Below are 24,614 nucleotides of genomic sequence, written 5' to 3'. Positions count from 1 at the left end.
GTGGCTATATCGGGGTGATATTTATTAAATAAATATAATTAGTTAGTTGTATTCGGGTTTTACAATATATTCCTTTGGTTTTTAATTTTAAAATCGTTTAAAACGATCGAAATACCTCGTTTGATTAGTTTTGACTATCAAATAGTTGTTGTCGATCGTTACATTCTATATTGATGAGGTGTTTATATCAAGTTAGCCTAATTTTTCGTAGGTAAACCTATGAACCGATATGGATTACTGCATATAGACGATTTTTAATTTTATCTTCACGTGTAATTATATTTTTATGAGGTATCTAGTGCTGTTACTACCGGTTAATATCTCCAGTACATCATTATCATCTGTTGAAGAATAGATAAAATGTGACTAAATTATGATGCATCATGAAGCTTATTTTTTCCTTCCGTTTGAAAATCACAATAAATCACAAAAAGTGTAATAAATATCACGAATAAATACTAAAAAACATATTTCACACAGAATGTGAATTTATATTACTTTTTAATTAAAAAATGCGCCAATTTATATTCTCATTGTTATTTTTGGATTTAATATCACTGGCCGTTCATTGTATTCAGCCTCCAAGTCATCTCTAATAATGATGAAATATGAAAAACAATCTCTTTATCTCTTAATCTATTAGAAGGTGAATAAAATGAAAGTAACTAAATTAGCCCTAATCTCTTTAATGGCCGTCGTATTCTCTGCGAACCTAATGGCAGCCACTTCGGTCAGTTCGGCTGACGGACTCAGTAAAATCGGCAGCGTTTCTGCATCCGATATGACTACGCTTGAGCAGTTGGAATATGAGTTGGCGAAAAAAGCGGATCAGGCCGGTGCGCGCTATTATCAAATTATTTCAGCCGGAGGCGATAATAAGCTTCATGGGGTAGCCGTTATTTATCAGTAGTTATTTATTGGAGCAGAAAGGAGGATGTCCCTCCTTTTTGTCTTCAGATTAAAACCAAAATTTATGGGTGATATTTAATTAATGCGAATAATGTGAAAAAGGAATAAATAATGCAATTAGGGAACCAATTACCGCTAAGAACAACAACGGATAATCCCATTGAAGATAAATATATTGCCGTATTTAAAGGTGTAGATAAAAAATACAATATGGATGGCTATCAGTTTACCGCCATTAAAAATGCGGAGTGCGCTATTCCACGCGGAGAAATAACCTTCGTTCTGGGCCCCTCCGGCAGTGGAAAATCTACATTTTTAAATATGTTGGGCATGCTGGATAAGCCTAATCAAGGACAAATTACGATTCTTGGTCAGGATGTTCTGGCTATGGATGACAATCAGGCCGCTGATTTCCGTTCACGTCATATAGGTTTTATTTTTCAGTCTTTTAACTTAATTCCGGTCCTTTCCGTGCGGGAAAACGTCGAATTTCCCCTGTTACGCCATAACGTCTCACGCAGGGAGCGTCGGGAGAAAGCTGATTACTATTTGGAATCTGTCGGGTTAAAGGATTATAGCCACCGTCGCCTGGGTGAGATTAGCGGCGGGCAGCGCCAGCGTGTTGCTATCGCCAGAGCGTTGGTCACCACACCTGAGCTGGTCATTGCTGATGAACCAACGGCTAATCTGGATTCTGCGACCTCAGATGAAATTATCCATTTAATGCTCGAGATGCGAAGCCAGTTTAATACCAGCTTTGTTATTTGTACCCATAACGAAAAGTTGATCGGTGGCTCTGGCAACGTGATTCGTATTATCGATGGCAAATTGCAGCATCTCGGAGGTCTGCAATGATTTGGTTAATTGCGCTGCGTAACTTGCTTAAAAATAGTCACCGTTCGGTGATTACTATTACTTCTATTGGTATCGGTGGTCTGGCCATGATGCTGTTTGGTGGCTTTGTTACCTCGATCTATTTTGGCGTACAGACCGGATTAATTCAGGAGCAGGGGCAGCTCCAAATCTATCAGCAAGGCTATCTGCAATATGGTGCTGCCGACCCGGATAATTACACCATCAATAACTATCAAACCACCATTGATTTATTACTTAGCGATCGACAACTTAGTCAGCAAATTTCCGTTATTACTCCCCAGATCTCGCTGTCCGGTATTGCGGGCGTTGTTTCAACGGACAATAGCAAAACCTTTCTTGGGCGAGGCGTTATTGCTCAAGATGCAGATAAAATGCGTGCTTGGGATGGTTGGAACGTGCGCGTATCGACTCCGCTAACCGGCCTGACGCAAGACCAGCAGGACGGAGCCGTTGTTGGCGTGGGAATGGCGCGCCAGCTTGGGTTATGTAAACCATTAAATATTGCGGATTGTGAAGATCCTCCGCGGCTGAGAAAAGCGATTTCTGATGAACGGATCGATGTCAGCAACCTCATGTCCGGCGAAGATCAAGCACAGCTCAGTCAAGGGAGCGCTGAGCAAAAGGGGCCTCGGTTAAACCTGCTGGCAGCCAGCTCTGAAGGTGCGCCTAATATAGAAAGCGTGTATATCACTCAGGCCCAGCCACAGGCGATACGTTCTCTGGATAACGCTTTTGTCATGATGCATTTCGATTTAGCCAGAGAGTTGCTATACGGTGAGCAACCGCGGGCAACCGTGATATTGGTACAGCTAAAAGATCCTAACCAAGTAGAACAGATTAAGCTGCGTATCCAACAAAAATTGGATGCCAACGGCATACCGCTGGAGGTACTGCGCTTTAATGAGGTCGATCCGTCCTTCGATCGCGTTTTCAATATGTTCACCTTTATTTTTGGCGTGGTATCCATTTTTCTGGGTATTGTCATCATATTTACGATTACCAACACCATTAATCTGACGGTGATGGAACGGGTTGGTGAGATTGGAACCATTCGGGCTATGGGCTTTCGCCGTAGCTTTATTATGCGCATGTTTTTGTCTGAAAGTGCGTTGATGGGATTATTCGGTATTCTGGCCGCTTTTATTTTTACCCTGATTTTTAGCACCATAATCAACAATATGAATCTTAGTTGGACACCGCCGAGTAACGCTACGCCGCTCACCATCAACCTGATGATTCTGGAAAACCCGCCGCTAGTACTGGGCATCATGAGTTTCCTGTTTGTCCTTTCCATACTTGCTGCGATATGGCCTACCTATAAAGCCTCGCGAATGAACATCATTTCAGCTATTCAGCACGTCTGATAACCGGAGATTACTGATGCGTATAACCCTATTAAAATCATTACAGTTGAGCTGTCTGTTCACTTCACTTGTTGCTTTACCGGCACTGGCCGATCGGGCACAGGAGATATTAAAACGTTCCGATATGATACGTAATCCGCAAACTTCGTTTGTGGTTAACGTATCACTGAAACAGTATGAAAATAACCAATTAACCGATCAGAATCGGGTTACCACCCATTCACGACAGAATAAAACCGGCCAGTTTCTGACCATTGTGCATATGGATGAACCTAACAATGATCGTGGCAAGTTGCTATTACGTAACGATAATATTCTTTGGTTCTACGACCCAAAATCTAAAGCATCGGTGCGTATGTCTCCGCGCCAGCGTCTGTTAGGCAACGCCTCCAACGGCGATGTCATTACGTCTAATTTTACGCTCGACTATTCGGCCACATTAGATGGGGAAGAAACCATTACCGACGGCGATCGTAACTCACGCTTAGCCTGGAAACTGAAGCTTAGCGCCATCAACGAATTTGCTCCGTATAAACAGGTTGAACTCTGGGTTGATAAAGAGAACGACCGGCCGCTAAAAGGAAAGTTTTACGGTAACAGTGGCAAATTACTCAAGGTTGCCTGGTATCGCAACTGGCAGCCGGTTTTAGGTGAGATACACCCTACTGAAGTGGTGATCGGTGATGGTTTTAACCCGAATAAAATAACGCTGATGCAAATGAGCCAATATCAGGCGAAAGAGCTGCCGTTATCCTGGTTCAATAAAGAATGGCTGTCCCACTTTACAACTCAGGGGCAATAATGAATCAAATAAGACTATTGGTGTGCCTGAGCACAAGCCTTTGCTGCCTGGTATCACAGGCGAGTGATGATGTGCCGTTATTGCCCGCCTCGGCCTCAGATCCGGTCTCTGTAACCGCCTTGCCCTCACGATTATTGTCGCCATTCAGCTTAGAGCTTAAAGGGCAGGGAATGGCTAATTGGCAGAGGTATGATAGTGCAACTAGCAGCGGACGATTGTCTGCCAGGCTGTTCGGGCAAGGTGATATCGGTGGCCCGTTCGGTCTGGAGCTCAATACGCGTTTACGTACGCAGGGGAATAGCCGTGAAGAGTATCGGGCAGAGAAAAATATCCGCTTGGATATTCAATCTCTAGCTTTTAATTACAGCCCCACCTCGGAATGGCGCTGGGTCGCCGGGCGCACCAATATTCGCAATGGCGTTGCCAGCGGTTTTAACCCGACAGACTGGTTTAAAGACAACAGTCAGGTGGTATTCGACAGCTTAGATACGGCGGATAGACGCGAAGATCGGCTGGGCGTGGTTGCTCTGATGGGCATCTGGCTGAATGAAGAGAGCGTGCTGAGCTTTGGTTATCGGCCCGATCTGCACGTACGGCCTGAAACTGTCGCCGGCCATAGCGATGTGGTAGGGCTGGGATTAGACCGGACTAATAATAAAGATGCCGTTTTTATCAAGTATACGCCCTCCCCGGCGGCATGGAACAATATGGCGTTGACGGTGAATTCGCTATATCAAAAAGACCAGCCCGGGGTCGGTGCCGAACTGAGCTTCACGGTACGGGATAACTTGGTGTTATACAGCGAATGGTTTAGCCAGCGGCGCCAGAGTTTGATCGATGAAACCATAGAATCGGCCGGTGATAGGATGCGTTATTATCATCAACTGGCCAGCGGGTTTAGTTGGTCATTGCCTGAGAGCTTGGTGGCCCGTGAAGATATTTCATTCAGCGTTGAATATCATATTAATCAAGCTGGGATTAATCAGTCACAGTTAGGTTTATGGCGGCAGGCTATTGCTGATGGCGATCGTCCGGCCGCTAAGGTGGGGTTGCTGGCCGGGGAAAAACAAGAACCTCTGGCGAAGCAACAGTACTTTGGCCGTCTGGCATGGAATGATTTTTGGCAGGATAACGACCTTTCACTTATCACGACGGTAACGCCAATGGATGGTAGCGGCTTCAGCCAGTTGACCTTAAGCGCTCCGGTAATGCCGGCGCTTCGGGTTGATCTGCAGGGCTATCACTATTTCGGCAATGCCAATACCATTTATGGCAGCTCAGGGCGAGAAAAGGGCTTTATGATATCATTGGTTTACACCATTTAAGGCCGGTGGATATGGGAATATTGTGATGCTAGGGTATTCCCTGCACCCTTGGTAAAAGCCATACATCACGGAATCAAAATTGAGGGATAATTTAATGATTAAATGGTTTTCTTCACGCAGCGTCTTCTCCATGCTGTTATTGAATACCGTGGTTTCAACCGCAGTTCTGGTGCTGGTTCTGGTCGTTTCGCTTCAGCGCGTTGCCGACGAGCATCCAAGGCGTTATTTATCCAAGGCGCTATTTTCTAATCTGGTTATGGATAAAACGCCAGAGCAATTAGCTAAAATTAATATTGATGGCGTTGAGCTCAAAGTGCTTCCACCGTCGGCTATAAACGATAGCCAGTATCACGCTTATCGCGAGTTACTGCATATGGCGCAGCGCGATCGGGATGGTATTGCGATGATGGCTAATGGTGATAACTATATGGCTGCTGCCTACCTGCAAAATACTCATAGTTTTGTTGTGCTGCCACAGTTTGGCCGTTCCTTATCTTCTCAGGCACAGCGATTGATCGGCTGGGTCATCGCTGCCGTTCTGCTGATATTACTCATTAACTTTTATTCTATTGGTTTCCTTACCCGGCCATTTATTGAACTACGCCGCGGGGTCAAACATGCTGATGACGGGGATCTTAGCTATCGAATTCCACTTGAACGTACCTATGGTGAATACCGCGTGCTGGCCGATAGTTTTAATAAAATGTTGCAGCGATTACACCACATTCATGAAGCCCGTCGGCATATGCTGTTGGCTATTCCCCATGAAGTCCGAACGCCGTTAACCCGCTTGAAAGTGCGTAAGGATTTAATTACTGATGAGTCGCTGCGGCTGGCAATTCTCGATGATATTGTTAACGTAGAACGTATTTTAGATGCCATCTTGTATACCGAAAAGAATCAGTCAGGCGAAGGTGATATCAGTTTAAGTAAAATCAATTTAATTGATTTTTTTAATAAAATCGTTGCAGAACAACAAAATGACAGTGAGTTGATTAAACTGTGTATCAAGGCTGAAACCCCCTGTTTTTATGGACATGGGGTTATGATGAGCGTGTTAATGCGCAACTTAATCAGTAATGCTTTATTTTACGGGCAGTCACAGCCGGTTAGCGTTTTAGTTAGCCAACAAAATGATGTTTTGCAGATTTCAGTCATCGATAAAGGTATTGGTATTGCCGAAGATCAACTGCCATTTTTGGTTGAACCGTTCTGGCGGGCAGATCCATCGCGACAGCGTGAATCCGGGGGATACGGGCTTGGTTTGTATATCTGTAAAACGATCGTTGATGGTCTGAGAGGAACATTGGTGATTAATAGCATCGAGGGCGAGGGGACTCGGGTACGGGTTTCACTTCCCGAGGCATTCAAACTACCCGACGATGGAAATTAATCAGGTCTTCGCAACGTTATAACCCTAAATGGCCGTAATCCGGCCATTTAGGGTTTAGATTCGTTCACATGTCCCATTACGGCATAGCCACGATTACGTACGGTACGGATAAACTCAACCTGTGCGCCGGCTAAACGAATTTTATTTCTCAGGCGATAAATCAAGGCGACAATACTACGGGAATAAACGGTATTGTTGTTATTACAGCGTTGCAATAGCTCTTCCTGGCTGATGACGTCGCCGGGCGTTTGGCTTAGTGCCAGTAAAATATCAAACTCCATGGCGGTAATATCTAACTGACAGTGATTAACAAACACCTGTGCACGTGAAATATCAATGCGTAACGAGTCGTTATTCATTTGGAAAAGAATGTCATTATCCGCTTTTGGTACAGCGGCTGTTTCGGTCTTTACGTCATTGAAGCGCCGGCGCACCGCATTGATACGCGCGATAAGTTCACGTGGTTCAAAGGGTTTAGCAACGTAATCATCAGCACCGGTTTCTAATCCAACCACCCGATCTACCAGCTCAGTTCTTGCAGATAACATAATCACCGGGATATTGCATACCGGACCTGACATATTACGAATCGTCCGACAGACTTCCAGCCCGTTAATTCTCGGCAACATTACATCAAGTAAGACTAAGTCGTATTGTTGCGATTTAATTTGCTCTAGCCCTTCTTCCGGAGAATGAACCACATCAAGATCGATTGCATACATCTGCAAGACGGGCTTCATTGTCTCCCCTAAACCGATATCGTCATCAATCATCAACACTTTCATTTGTCGTCCATGCTCCTGAATTACTTGGGGTAATATTACCCGTATATGAAGGGATTAACTAGGGCTGTAGGTTGATGTAATACCATATCAAAATGAACTGAATAGTGAAATTGATTGTGACCATAGCCAGATAGTGAATTTATTATTGGAAACCGGTTATGCCATTATACTGTTCAATGGCGGCGATTTTATTATGGCACGTCAGTTCAGCCGGATAGCGGCTATTGTATTATTTTATTTCGAAATTCACATAATGGTGCAAACTGAACTATTGAATAGTTTACCCCGTTATTATTTTATTGTGGCAACTTGTTTGATTGTTTTAATCTTGCTGTTTTTTTTGATTTGTGTGATTTTATTGGCTTATGGTTATATATTGTTAAATATGTTAAAAAAACCTATTAGTGATTATCTTTTTCCTAAGATAACTCGCGTTACTCTGGCCACTGTTACATTTAATTTCAGTTAATTAATTCATTTATTTCAGCATTTTGGGTATGTTTTTTATTGGAATTAAAAATAAAATTATTGGAAAAATGAGGTTTTTGTATACAATAACCTGCAGTTTATTGATTGTTGTGTTGTTGGCTTGTATTTTCTTGCAACGTTTTTGATTTTAATTTTATCGTTTGTATTTTTTTATTGATTAATATGGATTTGGTGCTGGTGGTTGGTTTTTATTATTATCGGTAGTACTGGAGTTAAACGGATTTTCAATATAGATAAATGGATAGTATTATGCTCACTTATAGAAGGCTATTTCTTCCTATTGGCATTATCGCCACTCTTTCAATCAGCTATTCAGCGAATGCGGTTCCTCCTTATTACAATGATTCTGGCGTAGTCAGTAGTGGCCTATGGGACTGGCAGAACAAAGGCAATGTTATCGGCGGTGGCGATGGCAACAGCGGTGAACTCATTCTGCAAGGGTCTGCCAGTTACAATAATAGCTTCTCAGTGGGATATAACGGAGCCAGCGGTTCACTGACCATCAAAGACAATGCCGCTAACGTTAATGGCACTACAGGCTTCAAAGTCGGTACAACATACTACAATCAAGCGCTCGGCCATGAAACTAGCGGTACTTTAAATCTGATAGGCCAAGGTATCGGTACTATAAATTCTAAAGGGTTGAGCGTTGGTGATACCAGCGTATACGACAGATATGTTCAACGCGATAAAACCGTTACCGGGGTCGTGAATATTCTCGACGGAGCAAGTCTGAACGTAGGTGCAGCGTCTGGAACGTCTTCGCAGGCCTCTGACAATGTACTCTGGGCCGGAAGCGGTAATTCTGCCAATACGGGTACTATCAATATCAGTGGCACAAACAGCCAACTCTCTGTTATCAATAAGGCGTTAGAAGGAAGTGGCTATTACGATGATTCGATGGTCAATGGTGACGCATATTTAGGCTATCTGGGTGATGCCAACATCAATATATCAGACGGTGGTTCAATGATCGCTGGCCGTATCATTGCGTCATTTGTCAGAAAAGATGATGTGCCCAGCAGCTTCCCCAAGCTTTCCTCGGTCAATATTTATGTGACCGGTTCGGACAGCAAATTAGGTATTCAAAGCTCTCTGTCGTTAGCGTCAGGCGCGTCGGGAGAGATATATGATATTGATTTTAACGATCAAATTAAAGGTGCCGGAAGCGCAACCTTAACCGTTGAAAATGGCGCAGAAGTTTATTTCGAAGGTAAAGCCTACATCGGCGCTGATGGTTATGAGGTGCCAGAGTCAGGGCTCTTCCTTGCCAGTGATGTTGGTTCATCTGCGACGGTCAATCTGAATACCGGCGGTACTATTTCTATCTCTGATAGCGCATTATCGCCAGAAAAAGACGGTATTGTAGCCGGTGACGGCGTATATAATTTTAATCTGAATGGCGGTACGCTGCGGGTTAACGCCTGTAAATATTGTGATGATAAGTTAACCACTTCGGTCAATATGAACGTTCTCTCCGAATCCTTTTTGGAGGCGGATACCGATAAGCAAATGATGCTAAACGGTAACTTGGTTGGTGCCGGCGGGTTGGTTAAGACCGGTGCGGGAACCGTCATTTTTTCTGGTAATAATAATTACACCGGCGGAACCCGGGTAGAAGCCGGGGAACTTCGGTCAGCGTCTACCGGGGCATTTGTTGATAACACCACCTATATCGTCAATGGTGGCCTGCTGAATCTTAATCATCACAGTCTTATTATGTCATCGCTCTCTGGTTCGGGTGGCGTAGTGGATGTGACTGATGCCGATCTGATAGTAAATCAAAACGATGATAGCTATTTTGCCGGCCAGTTTGACGGTTCAGGCACTATCACTAAGTCAGGAACGGTTCAGTTAGCCCTAAGCGGAGATAGCAGCGGCTATAGCGGGCTGACTACCGTTGCCAGCTGCAATCTTGATTCAACCAACGCCTTAGGTGGCCGGATAGTTGTTGAAAAAGGCGCGCTGCTTTCTGCCACAGGATATCTTGGCGAGACAACCATAGCATCCGGTGCAAACCTGATGGTAGGGAGCCTGTACCATGCAAACCAACCCGGTTTATCTACGCTGAATATAGAGACTCATCTCGATAATCAGGGCTATATCTATGTGGGCAAAATCGACAATAACGCCCGGTCGCTGGTCGGAAACAGGCTGATCGTTAACGGTAATTACCAAGGCGGCGGCTCACTTTATTTTAATACCATTGTTGGTGATGATAATTCGACCACTGACCATATGACGGTCACGGGTGACACTTCAGGCTTGACTAACGTTTTTGTTAACAACGTCGGCGGCATGGGGGATTACACCGAAAAGGGCATTGAGCTGATTAGGGTTGATGGTCAGTCAGACGGCGAATTCCGTCAGGCCGGGCGTATTACCGCCGGAGGCTATGAATATTTCCTTAATCGGGGAAATACTGACGCCGGGGCCAGTGATAAAAACTGGTATCTGACTAACTCCCAGTCAAAACCGACGCCGGAAGTTCCTGCTGAGCCGACAATCAGGCCAGAGGCCGGCGGTTATATTCACAATATCGCTGCATCTAATATGCTTTTTGTTCACCGGCTACACGACCGTTTAGGTGAAACCTATTACACCGATGCCCTGTCCGGCGAAGAGAAAGTCACCAGTATGTGGATGCGAAATGTCGGCGGCCATACGCGTTCAAGGGACAGCAGCGGCCAGCTTAAAACCCAGACTAACCGTTATATATTGCAGTTAGGTGGCGACGTTTCTCAATGGAGCAGCGACGGGCAAGATCGCTGGCATCTGGGCGTGATGGGCGGCTACGCTAACAGCCATAGCAATACGCGTTCTTACATAACCGGCTATGGCGCCGATAGCTCGGTTGATGGCTATAGCCTCGGTGGTTACGCGACCTGGCAGCAAAATGAAGGTGAAAGCACCGGGGCTTATATTGATACCTGGGCGCTGTATAGCTGGTTTGATAATCAGGTTCAGGGGCAGGAGCTGGCGACGGAATCCTATAAGTCTAAAGGCGTAACCACCTCTATCGAGGCTGGCTATACCTTTAAAACCGGCGAGTATAAAGACAGTAAAGGCGAAAATAATCAGTGGTTTGTACAACCACAGGCGCAAATAATCTGGATGGGCGTTAGCGCTGATACATTCACTGAAGCTAAGGGTACTCAGGTCGGTAGCAGTGGTGATGGTAATATTCAGACTCGTTTAGGGGTGCGTACTTTTCTTAAAGGCCACCATCAGTCTGATAATGGAAAAGGCCGGGAGTTTGAGCCATTTGTCGAAGCTAACTGGATACACAATACCAAATCCTTTAGTACCACAATGGGCAATGAGCGGATTAAGCAGGCCGGTACCGATAATATTGCTGAGATTAAACTGGGCGTTGAAGGCCAAATAAACCCTAATTTCAATATGTGGGGCAACGTTGGCGTTCAAGTCGGTGATAGCGGCTATAGCGATGCGGCTTTTATGCTAGGCGTTAAGTATAACTTTGGGCAGGTTTCTGGCAGATAGACACTCCTTGTTGCTTATCATATGACTCACGGCGCTAAATGATTTTAGCGCCGTATTTTATTATCGAAACACCACATTAGCCCAGCGTACCAGCCCGGCCGTAACGGAGCCAAAGTCATCACCGCCGACCAATGGGATCCCCGGTAGTTGCTGTGCCAGCGCCTGTTTAATCATCGGGGAGCGTGCGCTGCCGCCGGTGAGATAAATCACATCCGGTTTCACTCGGCTATTTTCTAGTGCCAAGGTAACCTGTTCTAAAATACGCTGTAATGGCTGACTGATGGCGCTTGCCAGATCTGCCTGAGAGATATCACATCCCAGATCGGCAGCAATAAAAGGCAGCATAGTAGCGATCTGGCTACTGTCGGAAAGCGCTATCTTGCTCTCTTCCGCGACGCGTACTAGGCGGTAGCCTAAACGTTGCCGCCACACCTTTTGCAGATAGGCGACTTTTTCCGGCTCGCGGGCATCTCGTATCAGTTCAGCTAACATACGACCATTCGCCATACTGTAAAAATCATTCTGTGCCGGAACGTCGTTAATCGCGACCGAGTTCCACCAAGGAAGTATTGGCAGAGCAATGCCTTTTTCTGTCTGCCCGCCCATGCCCAGCAGCGGGCAAAGCTGCTTAAACGCCAGCATGATGTCGAGATCGTTACCGCCTACGCGACAGCCGCTGTGACCTAACAAACTATGTTCCCGGTCGCTACGATGATGCCATTTAGGCCCCATTAACAGCACCGAGCAGTCGGTCGTACCGCCGCCAATATCGACAACTAAAACCCGCTTTTCTTCCCTGAGCGTGGATTCGAAATCTAACCCGGCTGCAACGGGTTCAAATTGAAATACCACCTCAAGGAAACCCGCCCGGCGTGCAGCGCGATCGAGAATTCCCTGCGCCTGCCGGTTGGCCTCTTCACCGCCAAGGCCCTGAAAGTTAATTGGCCGCCCAATCACCGCGCGGTCAATTGTCTGTGCGAGCTGCCTTTCTGCCTGTTGGCGAATATGCAGCATCATGGCACAGACCAGATCTTCAAACAGTGCCACCTGTTGCGGTTTAAGGCCCGATGCCCCGAGAAAAGATTTTGGCGACTTAACGAAGTAGACTTCTTCAGGGTCTTCCATATATTGGCGCAGCGAGCTTAGCCCAAACTGCACGCTGTTATGCAGTACATCAATACCTTCTTCTCGATTGAAAGAGACAGCCCGGCGCAGTAATGCCTGGGTTTCATCATCGGTTGCCGGAACCTCATGATGGCGATATAGCCACTCGCTTATCGCCTCTCGCGTAGGGGCACATATCATGGAGGGTAACAGCGGGGAGCCGTTTTCCATTTCTAATAGCTGCGGCGTACCATCGTGCATTACCGCAACTGAACAGTTAGCCGTACCATAGTCAAAGCCAATAAACATAGCCAAAATCCCCATGCCAGTGAGAAGGGGGGCGACTTTAGCCGAATGTGGTGAGCTGAGCAACTGAATAATCCAATCCCGGATTATGTCTTATATTTCATCGGCGCATCTTGATAAGATAGCCGGTAACAGTTACAGCGGACCGTAATCGAAATATGAACTATCAAACCTACTTTCAGGATGTGGACTCGTTATCCAAACTCAAGCGGCAAACGCTGGCTGAACTCTATTTCAAGTTTTATGCCGGGAGTGATATCGGGCGGTTTTTAGCTGATTTAGAAAGTAAGAATGAAGTATTAATACTGGAGCATAACCGAGAGATTGTCGGCTTTAGCAGCCTGCAATTCTATCCCGATAGAGACTCCGTGATTGTCTATTCCGGCGATACCATCGTTATGCCTGAGCATTGGAAACAGCAGGCTCTGCACCATGCCTGGATCCAACGTATGGGGCAACTGAAACGGGAGAATTCTCACCGACCTCTTTACTGGTTTCTGTTAGTTAAAGGCTACAAAACCTATAAGTATTTAGTGGTGTTTGCTAAGCAATTTCACCCTCACTGGCACTCTGCGCAACCTGAGCTAAAGCAACTTGCCGATCGACTGGCAGAGCAAAAGTTCGGGCCGCTCTACAATCAGGCAACCGGTATTGTTGAATGCCCGCAAAGCTATGGTTACCTGTCTCAAGCCTTAGTTGATCTTGACTTACAGGTGAAAACTAAGCCCAGCGGTCAGTTTTTTCTCCAGCGTAACCCCCGTTATTATCAAGGCCACGAGATGGTGTGCCTGTGTGAAATCAGCCTTGAAAACTTACCGAACCGCTTTCATTCAGCGTTTTTAAATCCGGCTATTGAATATCGCCATGAATAATCCTTGGCAGCATTTCAGCCGTGGGTTTAATCACTCTCCCTTGCCGGTAATGGCGCAACAGCGGGACTGGTTGATTAAATGCTTACGGCTAAATCAAGATTGCGCCTATGGTAAAAGATATAACTTTGCCGATATCCGACAGGTTGAAGACTTCCAAAATGCCGTCCCCATTGTCGATTATGAGACATTACGGCCATGGATCGACCAAATGGCGGAAGGGCAAATTGACCAACTATTTAGCGGTGACACGTTAGCCTTTGAAACCACCGGCGGTAGCCATAGCGGTGGAAAACTGATTCCCTATTCCAGTGCCGGGCTGAACGATTTTCGCTATGCGTTATTAAACTGGCTGGCACAGTTGATGAGTCAATTTGAATTAGCACAGGGAACGGCCTATTGGGCGCTTAGCCCTGCGGCCGCAAAGCCTCGAACTACCGCTGGTGGTGTGGTTATTGGCGGCGGTGATGCGATTTATTTGGGCTCAGATAACCTGATGGCGTTTGCTCAAATGTCGGCGGTACCCTTAAGCCTCGGACAGGTGGCTGATATCGATGACTGGCAGCTACTGACGCTCTATTACCTGATATGCAGTCCGGATCTAAGGCTTATTTCTATTTGGAGCCCGAGCTTTCTGCTACAGCTGTTAGAAGGGCTACAGGTTAAGAAAAAGGCTTTGTTAACGCTGCTCACTCAGGGCAGTGATATTGCCGGGCACTTATTAGCGGCAAATTCAACTGCCGCACTAAACTATAAGCACTTTTTAGCCAGCGGTAAAACAGAGTATCTATGGCCAGAACTGAAGGTTATTAGCTGTTGGGCTGATGCTTCGTCTAAGCCGCTGTCAGTTCAACTTATGCATCATTTTCCGTCCGTTTATTTGCAGCCTAAAGGGCTGTTATCAACCGAGGCGGTGATCACCACGCCAAATCAGCAAAACCAGCAACAGCTCTGCATTGGCAGCAATTTCTATGAGTTTATGGACGGCAACGGTGAGGTTTATCTGGCTGATGCACTAACCATTGGCAACAGCTATCAGGTAATAGTAACGACTAACAGTGGGCTGTACCGCTATAACACCGCAGATATGGTGCAGTGTATTGGCTACCAGAATGATATTCCGATATTGAGTTTTATTGGGCGCTCTGGCGTTATCAGCGATTTAGTGGGCGAGAAACTTACCGAACCTTTTGTGAATCGGTGCCTGTCCGAAATCAGCGGTTTTGCCATGCTTTGCCCTGATTATCAGGCGATGGGGTATGTTTTATTATTGGATAACACCGATTGTCGTGAAATTAAACTCCTTGTTACACTTATTGAGCGGCGGTTATGCAATAATCCCCAGTACGCTTATGCAAGGCAATTATCCCAACTGTCTCCTTTAACCGGACAGCTTGTTGAGTCGCCCGTCAGCCGTTATTTATCATGGCAATATGCGCAGGGTAAGCGTCTGGGAGATGTAAAAGTACCCGGTTTATTAACCTACGGCGATTATCAAAAAATTTTCAAATGACGGAATAACGGAATAACGGAATAGAGGAAGTAGCAATGGAATATGGTCCTTTTAGTCATAGTCGTAAAATGAAGCTGGTACTTATTTCTCCAAAGGGGCCGCTGTATCGTAAAAGAGGCGGCATCTTTAAGCGTTCTCTGCGCTATCAACCCCTGACGTTAACCACTCTGGCTGCCTTAACCCCCAAAGATTTACCGATAGACATCACGCTAATAGACGAAGGCATTAGCGAAATTCCTGCCGATTTACAGGCGGACTTAATCGGCCTGACGGTCATTACCGGCACGGCACCAAGAGCCTATGAACTGGCTGACCAATTCAGAGCCAAAGGAATTCCCGTTTTATTAGGTGGCCCTCACGTAACCTTATTACCTGAAGAAGCTGCCGGGCACGCTGATAGCCTATGCGTTGGCTATGCGGAGCAAACGTGGCCTCAGCTGATCCACGACTTTATTGCCGGTAATCTGCAAAAAATCTATCGGCAGGCGCCGGATTTCGATTTAAGCGACACCACGCTGCCTTTCCCTGAGCGCCATCGGTTTAATCGTGAAGACTTTTTAACTCAGGCGGTGTTTGAAGCCACCAGAGCCTGTGCTCATAACTGTGAGTTTTGCGTAGCGCCTACCGCCTGGGGGCGCAAACAGTTCCAACATCCGGTGGACTGGATTATTCAGGATATCCGCCAATTTGTTGAGCGAACCGGTAAGCGCAAGCTTATCTTTGTCGATCTTAATTTAGTCTCTGATATTGGCTATGCCAAACAGCTGTTTACCGCCTTAATTCCGCTTAAAGTGCAGTGGTTTGGACTTTCAACGGTATTGATTGCCCATAATTATGAACTGATGGAATTAATGGCCCGCAGCGGTTGTAAAGGCTTGCTTCTCGGGCTGGAAACGGTGACTTCCGGCAGCCTGAAAGATGCAGGCAAGAAGTTTAACTCATCGGTCAATTACAAAGAGCTTATCGGCACACTACATAAGTTAGGGATTTCCATTCAGGGCTGCTTTGTTTTTGGCCTCGACCACGACACGGTAGATACGTTTGATGCTACGGTTGAGCTGGCGATCGATGCCGGTATTGATTTGCCTCGTTTTTCTATCCTTACCCCTTTCCCAGCTACGCCGCTTTATCAACGTCTGGAGCAAGAACAGCGGATACTGACCAAAGACTGGTCGCTGTATGATGCCCAGCACGTAGTGTTTCAGCCTAAGTTAATGACGGTCCAAGAGTTGGAAGAGGGCCACGAGCGGGCGTGGAAGAAGATCTACCAGTACAACAATATTGTCAGAAGGTTATGGAATGCAAAAAACTTTCAGCCTTTGGCGATTACCGCCAATTTAGGCTATCGCTTTTATGCGCATAATCTGCATAAGTTTTACACCTGTGACTGGCCGATCGAACACCGCCCATCAACCATTGATGTGATAAAGGGCTAACCGATGAGATTAACCTTTATTCATCCGGCCATCGGCCATCGGGCCAATGAATCCTATTTGCGATCCTGGCAAATGGAGCCATTACCGATTGCCACCCTGCAAGGGCTAACGCCGGAGCATATCGATACCCGTTTCTACGACGACCGTATGGAAACCATACCGTTTGATGAACCTACCGATGCGGTAGCGATCTCAGTCGAAACCTATACCGCCAAGCGCGCCTATCAGATAGCCAGTGAGTTTCGTAAACGCGGCGTCCCGGTGGTTATGGGCGGGTTCCATGTCACGCTGGTGCCTGAAGAGGCAGCCCGCTATGCCGATGCTATTATGACCGGTGAGGCCGAAGCCATATGGCATGAGCTGCTGGATGATCTACAGCACCAGACGTTAAAACCGCATTATCAGGGGCAGCAGACCGATCTTAGTCAGGTGAGGGTTGACCGGAAGCTGTTTAAAAATAAGCGCTATCTGCCAATCGGCTTAGTTGAAACTGGCCGCGGGTGCCGCTTCCCCTGCGAGTTCTGCGCCATTCAGACTTTTTATCAACGACAATATCGTCGTCGCGATCCCGACCAGGTATTAGCTGAATTAACCGAACAGAAAAAGGATAAAAAACTGTTCTTTTTTGTTGATGATAACTTTGCCGGCAATATCAGCGAAAGCCGGATATGGCTGCCTGAACTGGCTAAGCTCAACATCCGCTGGATTACCCAGATGAGCATTAACGCGGCTCACGATGAGAGTTTTTTAAAACAGCTGGCGCTGTCGGGCTGTAAGGGCGTTCTTATCGGTTTTGAGTCATTGAATGAAGACAACTTAAAGCTGATGCGTAAAGGCTTTAATACCATGAAGGGCGGATTCTCTAACGCCCTTGCTAACCTGAAAAAGTACGGTATTTCGGTATATGGCACATTCGTCTTTGGTTACGACCATGATACTCAGGACTCCTTCCAACAGGCGGTAACCTTTGCACAGCGGCAGGGCATGTATATCGCAGCATTTAATCATATGACTCCGTTCCCCGGAACGCCGCTGTATAAGCGCCTGCAGCAGGAAAATCGCTTACGTTATGAGAACTGGTGGTTAGATGATAACTATCGCTACAACGAGCTGCCTTTCTACCCTAAAGGGCTGACGCCGGAGCAGGTAACTCAGGGCTGTATCGAAGCCAGGCAAACATTCTACAGTTGGCGTTCTATCGCCCAACGTAGCTGGAATAATCGTCATGATTTTTTCATGTGGCGTAACTATTTCCCGATCAATGCATTGCACCATAATGAAATCCGCGCCCGTAACGGCTACCCGCTGGGCGACGAAAGCTGGCAGGGACAATTGCTGGAGGTGAAATGATTACCCTCCGGGCTGCGACCGCAGAGCACAGTTCAGATCTGCTACGACTGCTGGAAGACAATGCGATGCAGGGGGCCGTTGAGATGGTGATGACGCGACGCCCTGACTATTTCGCCAATCAACACTATTTCGGTACTGAATATCCGTTATTGGCCCAAGACGGAGAGCGCGCGCTGGGCATGAGCCAACTGACTAAGCATCAGGGTTTTGTCAATGGACAAGTGACCGAGCTTGGCTACTTAAATAGCCTGCGAATTGGCCGGCATGACCGTAATCGCATACGGATACTGAAAGCCGGTTATAACTATATTAGGCAACATTTAACGCCGCCAGAGCACTGCTATACCAGTATTGCCAGCGATAATAAAACGGCGCGTAGTCTGTTAGAAAAGGGAAATATCGGCCTGCCCAAATATCACTTATTAGGGGAGTTGAGTACCTTAGCGATATGCAGCAAGAGGGGGCGCAGGTCCAATCTCTGGCAGCGGGTAGCGCTAGACGAGTACCCGCAGATAGTCGATTTTTATCATCAGCAGGTAGCCGGATACCAGCTAAGCCCACGGCTGAGCGTGGACTGGCTACGCCAGACAGAACTCCCTGTTCTGGGCTATTACCGAAACGGCCAGCTATGCGGGTGTGCGGTAATATGGAACCAGCAGCGATTTAAACAGGTTATTGCTGTCGGCTATTCGCTCGCCGCCCGCATATTAAAACCTTTTTACAATGGCTATGCCGGTTTGACTCACCGAGTCAGATTGCCCGCCATTAATTGCACGCTGGACCAAAGCTTTTTGGCCTTTTTTGCTGCGAGTGATAAAAACGATATTATTCCACTGATTGATGACGCTTTAACGCATTGCCCGAGTTCAGTGATGACGTTAGGCATGGGCGCGGATCATCCGTTACTGGCGAAAGTGACTCAACGCTTTAGTCCATTGATTTATCAAACTTGCCTGTATGGCGTTGAGCTAAGCGAGGGTGCTCACTGGGATCAACGCGCTATCTCCCCCGAAGCAGCTATTCTATGAAAATCATATTAATACGCCCTAATATGGGTGATTACCGCACGACCGATGCCATGCCCCCTTTGGCGATGGGTATCCTTTCGGCCAGAGCGCTGGACTTAGGCCATGAAATTGTATTTTACGACGACAGGGTTGAAGCGATTCCCGATGAGCTACAGGCTGATTTGATCGCGCTGTCAGTGGAAACCTTTACCGCCAGGCGCAGCTATCAACTGGCTGACCGTTACCGGGCACAGGGGAATAAAGTGGTGATGGGAGGCTATCATCCGACATTCCTCCCTGATGAGGCACTATTGCACGCTGACAGCGTTATTATTGGTGATGCGGAAGGTTCATGGGAGGCGCTACTGCAAGATTTTAGTCAGGGCCGGCTACAGGACCGTTATTATGGCGATCATAGCCTACCGTTAGATGACTATCGTATTGACCGCGCGATTTTCAACGGTAAGAAATATGCCCCCGTCGAGCTGATTCAATATACCCGTGGTTGCCGCTTTGCCTGTGATTTTTGTTCTATTCATGGCTTCTATCGCACCGGCGTAAGAGCCCGGCCAATTGACCAACTCAAAGCAGAGCTGTTAACGCTAAAACCCAATAAATTCTTTATCTTTGTTGATGATAATTTGTTTGGTAACCGCAAAATACTTGAAAGCCTGTTAGCGATGCTCAAGCCGTTAAAAAAGCGTTGGGGCTGTCAGATTAGTATTGATGTTGCCAGAAACCCCGAGCTACTGGATCAACTGGCACAGGCCGGTTGCCGCTTTGCTTTAATCGGTTTTGAAAGCCTGAATGCTGAGAATTTAAAGCAGATGGGGAAGTCGTGGAATCAGGCCGTTGGTGATTACGAACAGGTGGTTAAGGCGCTTCACTCAAGGGGCATCAGCATTTATGGCACCTTTGTTTTTGGTTACGATCAGGATACTGAAGCGACCATTGCCCAGAGTCTCGATTTCGCTATGCGTAATAAATTAGAGATCGCTAACTTTAATCTGTTAACCCCCACGCCGGGGTCAAAATTGTATGACCGGCTGGCAAGCGAAGGGCGATTGATTTCCCCCCAATGGTGGATAGATGCTGATTATCACTACGGCGACCCGATTTTTTATCCTAAAAAAATGGCGGCAGAACAGCTGACGGCACAGTGTTTTTTAGCCAAGAAAAAGTTTTACAGCTATCCGTCAATTATCCGGCGGCTGCTCAGCTTTAATAAACCGACTAAATGGTTGGATAAAGGCGTTGCGCTATTGGCGAATATTATTTCTCATCGGGAAATTATCAGAAAACAGGGAAAGGCATTAGGGGAAAAGGAATGAAGCTAACGCTAATTAAGCCAACCATTGGTCGACAGGAACATAGCCTTTATATTGACGAGGGCCGTATGGAACCTCTGATGTTAGGCGTTTTAGCCGGCCTGACGCCGGATGATGTTGACGTCGTGATGCACGACGATCGGATGGAGAATATCCCTTACGACGATCCTACCGATCTGGTGGCCATTACCGTCGAAACCTATACCGCCCGCCGGGCATATGAAATTGCGGCAGAATACCGACTGCGCGGCGTAAAGGTGGTGCTCGGCGGAATTCATGTCAGCCTGCTGCCTGAAGAAGCGATGCAACATGCCGACAGTATCTTTACCGGCGATGCGGAAACCCGCTGGGCAGAAATGATTGAAGATGCCAGACGCCATCGTTTAAAGCCCCGCTACGATTCACCGGTAGGCATCGGGCAGATTAATCACTGCGGCCACCGCGTATTACCCCGGCGTGAGATTTATCAGGGCAAAGGCTATTTACCGATGTCGTTAATGCAGTTTTCTCGCGGTTGTCGTTTTGCCTGTAAGTTTTGTGCCGTTACGCAGTATTTTGGCCGCAGGGCCTATTTGCGCCAGATTGATGAAATCGTACGGGAAATAGAACAGCAACAGCGTAAGTTTATCTTCTTTGTTGATGACAATATTGCTTCTGACCAAAAGGCCCTTACCGAGCTTTGTCATGCCCTGACGCCAATGAAGGTTAACTGGATTAGTCAGGCCAGCCTTGATGTAACGAAGAATCGCCCGTTAATGAGCCTGATGCAAAAAAGCGGCTGTTGGGGCAACGTGATGGGGTTTGAATCCATTAATCCCCTGAGCTTAAAGGATGCTAAAAAGTCGCCGAATATTAAAGATTTTGCTCATTACGTTGAAGAGATTAGCGTGCTGCGTGAACATGGTATGCAGACCTGGGCCGCTTTTACCCTTGGTTACGATCACGATACCATTGAGAGCATTGAACAAACGGTAGAGTTCGCCCTGAAAAATCGCTTTGCCTTTGCCGCCTATAATATTCTGATGCCTTATCCTAATACGCCGTTATATACCCAGCTACAGCAGCAGGGGCGGCTGCTTTACGATCAACAGTGGTGGCTCCATCCTGAGTATCGTTTCAATCAGGCCGCCTTTACGCCGAAACTGATGACCGCCCAGCAATTGACGGATGCCTGTCACGATGCTCGCAGCAGCTTTAATAGCTTACCTTCTATTATCCGGCGCTTTTCAGATATCAGAATGACCTTACAGTCGCTGTCACGTATGGCAACCTTCTGGCGCTACACCTTGCTGTTTAGAAAAGAAGTGCATAAAAAACATCAGATGAAATTTGGGCTGAAATGAATAGACTCCTGACGCTATATCCTTACCTTGCCGCGTTTATTTTGGCTCCGTTGTCCGGCTATCTATGGTGGCAAACCTATCAGAACTGGCCACAAATGCTGGTGGCCTGGCTGACTCCGGTACTGTGGGCCTATATCGTTCCGGGCGTAGGAACCAATATTTGTAAAGTCTGGGAAGTGAAGTCTCGGTGGAATATGGGACGCTTTCGTATTCAGCATGGATTTGTGTTTGGTAGTGCCACCGGCGTGCTGGTATGGCTTGTTCATGGGGCGGCGGCAACGTCTTTAATTGACGTGTTTAAAACTGCGTTTATCGTGGCATCGGTACTGGGTTTTTGGAACATTCTCTACGATATTGTGGCCATTCGTGCCGGTATTTTGCATATCTATAATCAGCCGTTTGCCGAAGGTAAAGGGGTGGATGCCATCGTGATGGACTACGCACCGTGGATTTTTGGTGGGTTTGGTGCGGCTTACGGGCTGCTGGTTGCCGGTCTTGAATACTATGTACGGCATTATGGCGTGCCGGGTTTATCCCTCTCCTTGGCCATATTGTTATTCGGGCTGGCTGTATCTATTGCGGTGCCGGTATTAGGGTTTATGCGCCACTCTTATAAGAAACACGGTCATACGGGTACCAGACCGATTGAACTGAATAAATAGGGATATAAACATGCCGTGGCCTGCTGATTCAGGATATTTAACCAAGTTAAAACTAGACCCTTTTGGCAGTCGACTTAAGGTTTATCTGATCTATTCCGGTTTGGTGGGGGTGTTCTTTTTTGGTTTATATCCTACGCTGAACTGGCTGACCAGCCTTCGTTCTACTACGTTCGGGCTCTATTTTCCCTTTGAATTAGATATTCCCCTTATTCCGGCTTTTATTTGGCTCTATCTTTCGATGTATCTGGTTTTTATCGTTCCGGTTTTTTTGCTTAATCAGGGCGGGTTAAAAAGACTGGCTTTCGAATTGATTATCGTCACGGTGGCCGCGGCGGTGATTTTTCTGCTATTGCCGGCCCATTTAGGTTTTATCCGAGAGCTTCCGGATATTCCGGTATACCGAATGATCTTTGAGCAAATTTTTATGCTGGATAAGCCGCATAATCTTGTGCCTTCTCTGCATGTAGCCTATTCTGCTACCATCGTTTTAGCCGTCAGTCGCAATGCCAAACCTCTGGTGAACTGTGGGTTATGGCTATGGCTCATTGGCTTAATGCTTTCTACCGTATTGACTCATCAACATCACCTATTAGATGTGTTTTCCGGCGCTGTTTTGTCATTAATGACTTATCAATTTATGGACAAATTTTATGAAAAAAATACTCATTCTGGTACTGGCATTATTTAGCATTAATGCGCTGGCTGAAGACGCTGATACGGCTATTCATAATGAATTGCGTCAGGTGTTAAAAACGGTGACGGAATCTATTAATAGCGGTGAATATGAGAAAATGCTGCCGGTATTAAGTAAACAGGTGAAAGCGACGCCCATTACTCAAGAGTTTATTTCAGGGCAACAAGAGATTGTTCCCTACTTTGAGCGCTGGTTTGGCCCTGACAGATTCTTAAAAAAGTTAACCATTAGCTTTATACCGGATATTACCACCGAGCTGTCGGCAGATAAAACCTGGGGCGTGGTATATGGCCGGGGGGTAGAACAATATACGCTGAGCGACGGGCGTACCTATGATTTAAATACCCGCTGGACGGCAACCCTGGTGCTTGAAGATGGTCACTGGAAAATAAGAAGTATCCATATCGGTACTGACTTTATGGATAACCCACTGTTAACCGAGGCTAAGAATGCCCTGATTAAGGGCACGCTTGGCGGCGCCGCCGGTGGTTTACTTGCCGGTATTTTGTTGGGATTCTTTATATTCCGGAAAAAGAAACGCTAAGTCTGCCGGTGCCCCCATTGGGGGTGCAGGGCGTATACCTTTCCACAGGCTAAAATAGACCCGCCAAAAGCTGGGTTGCAGGGCCTGATGGTCAACCAGCGCCGGCAATTGGTACCAAGGCACCGCCGGCTGCTGGTGGTGCGCCAGATGGTAGTGATAATTAAGTGCTATCCAGCGAGAAATCGGCAGCACTTTTAGGTTCCAGGCTCCGTTCTTAATATCTCTGCTACTCCAGGCGTGATCGGCATATTGCAGCGCTGACCAGTGCAGGCCAAACGCTATCTGGCAGGCGAGATAGCCCCAAATATTCAGGTCGAGTAGCCAAAATAGTAACCCCTGATAGCTAAATGCCAGCGCGATTTCGCACCAGACCCGCAGCGGTGGCAGTTTTACCAGCTCAGCGACCTGAGTGCCGAAACCCAACGCCGGCGCTATTTTCTTAACAAAGAGGTTGGAGCGGTAAAACCAACAGGCGACTAAATAGATAAAATTCCCCAGGATTACGCTGAACCAATAGAAACCCATTAAGTTTCCCATATAAAGCCAGACGCTGCGTAACGGCTTAGACTGCTGGGGTAAGTAATAATCATACAGCTCGGCATCGGTCCGGTTGCGGTCGTGGTGGTCGAGATGCGCTTTTCGCTGTAATAAGAATGAGGTGGGGAAAGCCCAACTGGCCATCTGACCAATTAAATGATTACCCCACTTTGAACGTGCGGCAACGCCGTGCACCGCCTCATGCATCAGGGCAAATGGCATATTATTAATCAGCGAAAAAAACCAAATGGCCAGAATAGCCCAATACCAAGCACCGTGGCTGGCAACCCATAGGCAGCCTGCCGCCAGCGCTAATGACATCAGCAATAAGGCAAAATTTAAGGTGAATCTCATGAATGGTCGCCTGAGTAATATTGGTTATTTGAATTCAGGCAGAATGGCATATCTGTGTGCATATCCATGTCGCCGCAGGTCCGTTTAAGGATTCATCATAAAGTGGTTTTATGCCTGATA

Annotated in this window: 20 protein-coding genes; 17 read left to right on the top strand and 3 right to left on the bottom strand. The window is 46.8% G+C overall.

Going from position 1 to position 24,614, the window contains the following annotated elements:
• The first annotated feature begins 655 nt into the window (after window positions 1-655).
• The 6 genes from YWE_RS0121620 to YWE_RS0121595 all read left to right on the top strand — a co-directional run bounded on the left by YWE_RS0121620 (window position 656) and on the right by YWE_RS0121595 (window position 6,669).
• Window positions 656-910, top strand: a complete 255-nt coding sequence (locus tag YWE_RS0121620; protein WP_036016827.1) for a YdgH/BhsA/McbA family protein — start codon at window positions 656-658, stop codon at window positions 908-910.
• 110 nt (window positions 911-1,020) lie between these two features.
• A complete protein-coding gene (locus YWE_RS0121615; RefSeq protein WP_084167164.1) occupies window positions 1,021-1,764 on the top strand; it encodes an ABC transporter ATP-binding protein in 744 nt (247 codons plus the stop codon).
• On the top strand, window positions 1,761-3,149 hold the full coding sequence (locus YWE_RS0121610) for an ABC transporter permease (protein ID WP_029096336.1): 1,389 nt from the start codon (window positions 1,761-1,763) through the stop codon (window positions 3,147-3,149). The genes YWE_RS0121615 and YWE_RS0121610 overlap by 4 nt, the downstream gene beginning before the upstream one ends.
• Window positions 3,150-3,165: 16 nt before the next feature.
• Window positions 3,166-3,951 carry an outer membrane lipoprotein-sorting protein gene (locus tag YWE_RS0121605; protein WP_036016826.1) on the top strand — a complete coding sequence of 262 codons (786 nt, stop codon included), beginning with the start codon at window positions 3,166-3,168 and terminating at the stop codon, window positions 3,949-3,951.
• Window positions 3,951-5,276 carry a hypothetical protein gene (locus YWE_RS0121600; protein ID WP_029096334.1) on the top strand — a complete coding sequence of 442 codons (1,326 nt, stop codon included), beginning with the start codon at window positions 3,951-3,953 and terminating at the stop codon, window positions 5,274-5,276. Before YWE_RS0121605 ends, YWE_RS0121600 begins: the two co-directional genes overlap by 1 nt.
• Before the next feature lie 94 nt (window positions 5,277-5,370).
• On the top strand, window positions 5,371-6,669 hold the full coding sequence (locus YWE_RS0121595) for a sensor histidine kinase (RefSeq protein WP_029096333.1): 1,299 nt from the start codon (window positions 5,371-5,373) through the stop codon (window positions 6,667-6,669).
• A 47-nt stretch (window positions 6,670-6,716) separates the two neighbouring features.
• On the opposite strand, the gene YWE_RS0121590 is transcribed toward YWE_RS0121595, so the two are convergent.
• A complete protein-coding gene (locus tag YWE_RS0121590) occupies window positions 6,717-7,454 on the bottom strand; it encodes a response regulator transcription factor (RefSeq protein WP_036016825.1) in 738 nt (245 codons plus the stop codon).
• Window positions 7,455-8,192: 738 nt separating this feature from the next.
• Here YWE_RS0121590 and YWE_RS0121580 point away from each other — a divergent pair.
• On the top strand, window positions 8,193-11,447 hold the full coding sequence (locus tag YWE_RS0121580; protein ID WP_084167163.1) for an autotransporter outer membrane beta-barrel domain-containing protein: 3,255 nt from the start codon (window positions 8,193-8,195) through the stop codon (window positions 11,445-11,447).
• A 60-nt stretch (window positions 11,448-11,507) separates the two neighbouring features.
• On the opposite strand, the gene yegD is transcribed toward YWE_RS0121580, so the two are convergent.
• A complete protein-coding gene (yegD, locus tag YWE_RS0121575) occupies window positions 11,508-12,860 on the bottom strand; it encodes a molecular chaperone (protein WP_029096329.1) in 1,353 nt (450 codons plus the stop codon).
• 155 nt (window positions 12,861-13,015) lie between these two features.
• On the opposite strand from yegD, the gene YWE_RS0121570 reads away from it, so the two are divergent.
• The 10 genes from YWE_RS0121570 to YWE_RS0121525 are packed head-to-tail and all read left to right on the top strand — an operon-like array spanning window position 13,016 to window position 23,603.
• Window positions 13,016-13,729 (top strand): hypothetical protein, encoded by a 714-nt coding sequence (locus YWE_RS0121570; protein ID WP_029096328.1) that lies wholly within the window; start codon window positions 13,016-13,018, stop codon window positions 13,727-13,729.
• Window positions 13,722-15,239, top strand: a complete 1,518-nt coding sequence (locus YWE_RS0121565) for a GH3 family acyl-acid amido synthetase (RefSeq protein ID WP_029096327.1) — start codon at window positions 13,722-13,724, stop codon at window positions 15,237-15,239. Before YWE_RS0121570 ends, YWE_RS0121565 begins: the two co-directional genes overlap by 8 nt.
• Window positions 15,240-15,274: 35 nt before the next feature.
• Window positions 15,275-16,675, top strand: coding sequence for a B12-binding domain-containing radical SAM protein (locus YWE_RS0121560; RefSeq protein WP_036016824.1), 1,401 nt, complete (start codon window positions 15,275-15,277; stop codon window positions 16,673-16,675).
• Between the two features lie 3 nt (window positions 16,676-16,678).
• Entirely contained in the window at window positions 16,679-18,025 is a 1,347-nt protein-coding gene (locus YWE_RS0121555; RefSeq protein ID WP_029096325.1) for a B12-binding domain-containing radical SAM protein, read from the top strand.
• The gene (locus tag YWE_RS0121550) at window positions 18,022-19,053 is read left to right on the top strand and encodes a hypothetical protein (protein ID WP_036016822.1); all 1,032 of its coding nucleotides are present in this window, start codon (window positions 18,022-18,024) and stop codon (window positions 19,051-19,053) included. Before YWE_RS0121555 ends, YWE_RS0121550 begins: the two co-directional genes overlap by 4 nt.
• Window positions 19,050-20,363, top strand: coding sequence for a B12-binding domain-containing radical SAM protein (locus tag YWE_RS0121545; protein WP_029096323.1), 1,314 nt, complete (start codon window positions 19,050-19,052; stop codon window positions 20,361-20,363). The genes YWE_RS0121550 and YWE_RS0121545 overlap by 4 nt, the downstream gene beginning before the upstream one ends.
• The gene (locus YWE_RS0121540) at window positions 20,360-21,703 is read left to right on the top strand and encodes a B12-binding domain-containing radical SAM protein (RefSeq protein WP_029096322.1); all 1,344 of its coding nucleotides are present in this window, start codon (window positions 20,360-20,362) and stop codon (window positions 21,701-21,703) included. The genes YWE_RS0121545 and YWE_RS0121540 overlap by 4 nt, the downstream gene beginning before the upstream one ends.
• Entirely contained in the window at window positions 21,700-22,365 is a 666-nt protein-coding gene (locus YWE_RS0121535) for a hypothetical protein (RefSeq protein WP_029096321.1), read from the top strand. Before YWE_RS0121540 ends, YWE_RS0121535 begins: the two co-directional genes overlap by 4 nt.
• Window positions 22,366-22,375: 10 nt before the next feature.
• On the top strand, window positions 22,376-23,053 hold the full coding sequence (locus tag YWE_RS28305; RefSeq protein WP_051323500.1) for a phosphatase PAP2 family protein: 678 nt from the start codon (window positions 22,376-22,378) through the stop codon (window positions 23,051-23,053).
• Window positions 23,016-23,603: a YybH family protein gene (locus YWE_RS0121525; RefSeq protein WP_029096320.1), complete on the top strand. Its 588-nt coding sequence runs from the start codon at window positions 23,016-23,018 to the stop codon at window positions 23,601-23,603. The genes YWE_RS28305 and YWE_RS0121525 overlap by 38 nt, the downstream gene beginning before the upstream one ends.
• Here the strand turns inward: YWE_RS0121525 and YWE_RS28300 are convergent.
• Entirely contained in the window at window positions 23,550-24,494 is a 945-nt protein-coding gene (locus YWE_RS28300; RefSeq protein ID WP_051323499.1) for a fatty acid desaturase family protein, read from the bottom strand. The genes YWE_RS0121525 and YWE_RS28300 overlap by 54 nt on opposite strands.
• Window positions 24,495-24,614: the final 120 nt, after the last annotated feature.

Origin of the sequence: Budvicia aquatica DSM 5075 = ATCC 35567, assembly GCF_000427805.1 — a bacterium.
Lineage (GTDB): Bacteria > Pseudomonadota > Gammaproteobacteria > Enterobacterales > Enterobacteriaceae > Budvicia > Budvicia aquatica.
The sequence above is the reverse complement of the archived record's forward strand: the minus strand, read 5'-3'. Positions and strand labels throughout refer to the sequence as shown.

What these genes read in the sequence shown, in the direction of transcription:
- YWE_RS0121595 (WP_029096333.1), top strand. Translation starts at nt 5,371, where the DNA reads ATGATTAAATGGTTTTCTTCACGCAGCGTCTTCTCCATGCTGTTATTG.
- YWE_RS0121560 (WP_036016824.1), top strand. Translation starts at nt 15,275, where the DNA reads ATGGAATATGGTCCTTTTAGTCATAGTCGTAAAATGAAGCTGGTACTT.
- YWE_RS0121600 (WP_029096334.1), top strand. Translation starts at nt 3,951, where the DNA reads ATGAATCAAATAAGACTATTGGTGTGCCTGAGCACAAGCCTTTGCTGC.
- YWE_RS0121590 (WP_036016825.1), bottom strand. Translation starts at nt 7,454, where the DNA reads ATGAAAGTGTTGATGATTGATGACGATATCGGTTTAGGGGAGACAATG.
- YWE_RS0121555 (WP_029096325.1), top strand. Translation starts at nt 16,679, where the DNA reads ATGAGATTAACCTTTATTCATCCGGCCATCGGCCATCGGGCCAATGAA.
- YWE_RS28300 (WP_051323499.1), bottom strand. Translation starts at nt 24,494, where the DNA reads ATGAGATTCACCTTAAATTTTGCCTTATTGCTGATGTCATTAGCGCTG.
- YWE_RS0121570 (WP_029096328.1), top strand. Translation starts at nt 13,016, where the DNA reads ATGAACTATCAAACCTACTTTCAGGATGTGGACTCGTTATCCAAACTC.
- YWE_RS0121540 (WP_029096322.1), top strand. Translation starts at nt 20,360, where the DNA reads ATGAAGCTAACGCTAATTAAGCCAACCATTGGTCGACAGGAACATAGC.
- yegD (WP_029096329.1), bottom strand. Translation starts at nt 12,860, where the DNA reads ATGTTTATTGGCTTTGACTATGGTACGGCTAACTGTTCAGTTGCGGTA.
- YWE_RS28305 (WP_051323500.1), top strand. Translation starts at nt 22,376, where the DNA reads ATGCCGTGGCCTGCTGATTCAGGATATTTAACCAAGTTAAAACTAGAC.
- YWE_RS0121535 (WP_029096321.1), top strand. Translation starts at nt 21,700, where the DNA reads ATGAATAGACTCCTGACGCTATATCCTTACCTTGCCGCGTTTATTTTG.
- YWE_RS0121605 (WP_036016826.1), top strand. Translation starts at nt 3,166, where the DNA reads ATGCGTATAACCCTATTAAAATCATTACAGTTGAGCTGTCTGTTCACT.
- YWE_RS0121545 (WP_029096323.1), top strand. Translation starts at nt 19,050, where the DNA reads ATGAAAATCATATTAATACGCCCTAATATGGGTGATTACCGCACGACC.
- YWE_RS0121525 (WP_029096320.1), top strand. Translation starts at nt 23,016, where the DNA reads ATGAAAAAAATACTCATTCTGGTACTGGCATTATTTAGCATTAATGCG.
- YWE_RS0121610 (WP_029096336.1), top strand. Translation starts at nt 1,761, where the DNA reads ATGATTTGGTTAATTGCGCTGCGTAACTTGCTTAAAAATAGTCACCGT.
- YWE_RS0121580 (WP_084167163.1), top strand. Translation starts at nt 8,193, where the DNA reads ATGCTCACTTATAGAAGGCTATTTCTTCCTATTGGCATTATCGCCACT.
- YWE_RS0121565 (WP_029096327.1), top strand. Translation starts at nt 13,722, where the DNA reads ATGAATAATCCTTGGCAGCATTTCAGCCGTGGGTTTAATCACTCTCCC.
- YWE_RS0121620 (WP_036016827.1), top strand. Translation starts at nt 656, where the DNA reads ATGAAAGTAACTAAATTAGCCCTAATCTCTTTAATGGCCGTCGTATTC.
- YWE_RS0121615 (WP_084167164.1), top strand. Translation starts at nt 1,021, where the DNA reads ATGCAATTAGGGAACCAATTACCGCTAAGAACAACAACGGATAATCCC.
- YWE_RS0121550 (WP_036016822.1), top strand. Translation starts at nt 18,022, where the DNA reads ATGATTACCCTCCGGGCTGCGACCGCAGAGCACAGTTCAGATCTGCTA.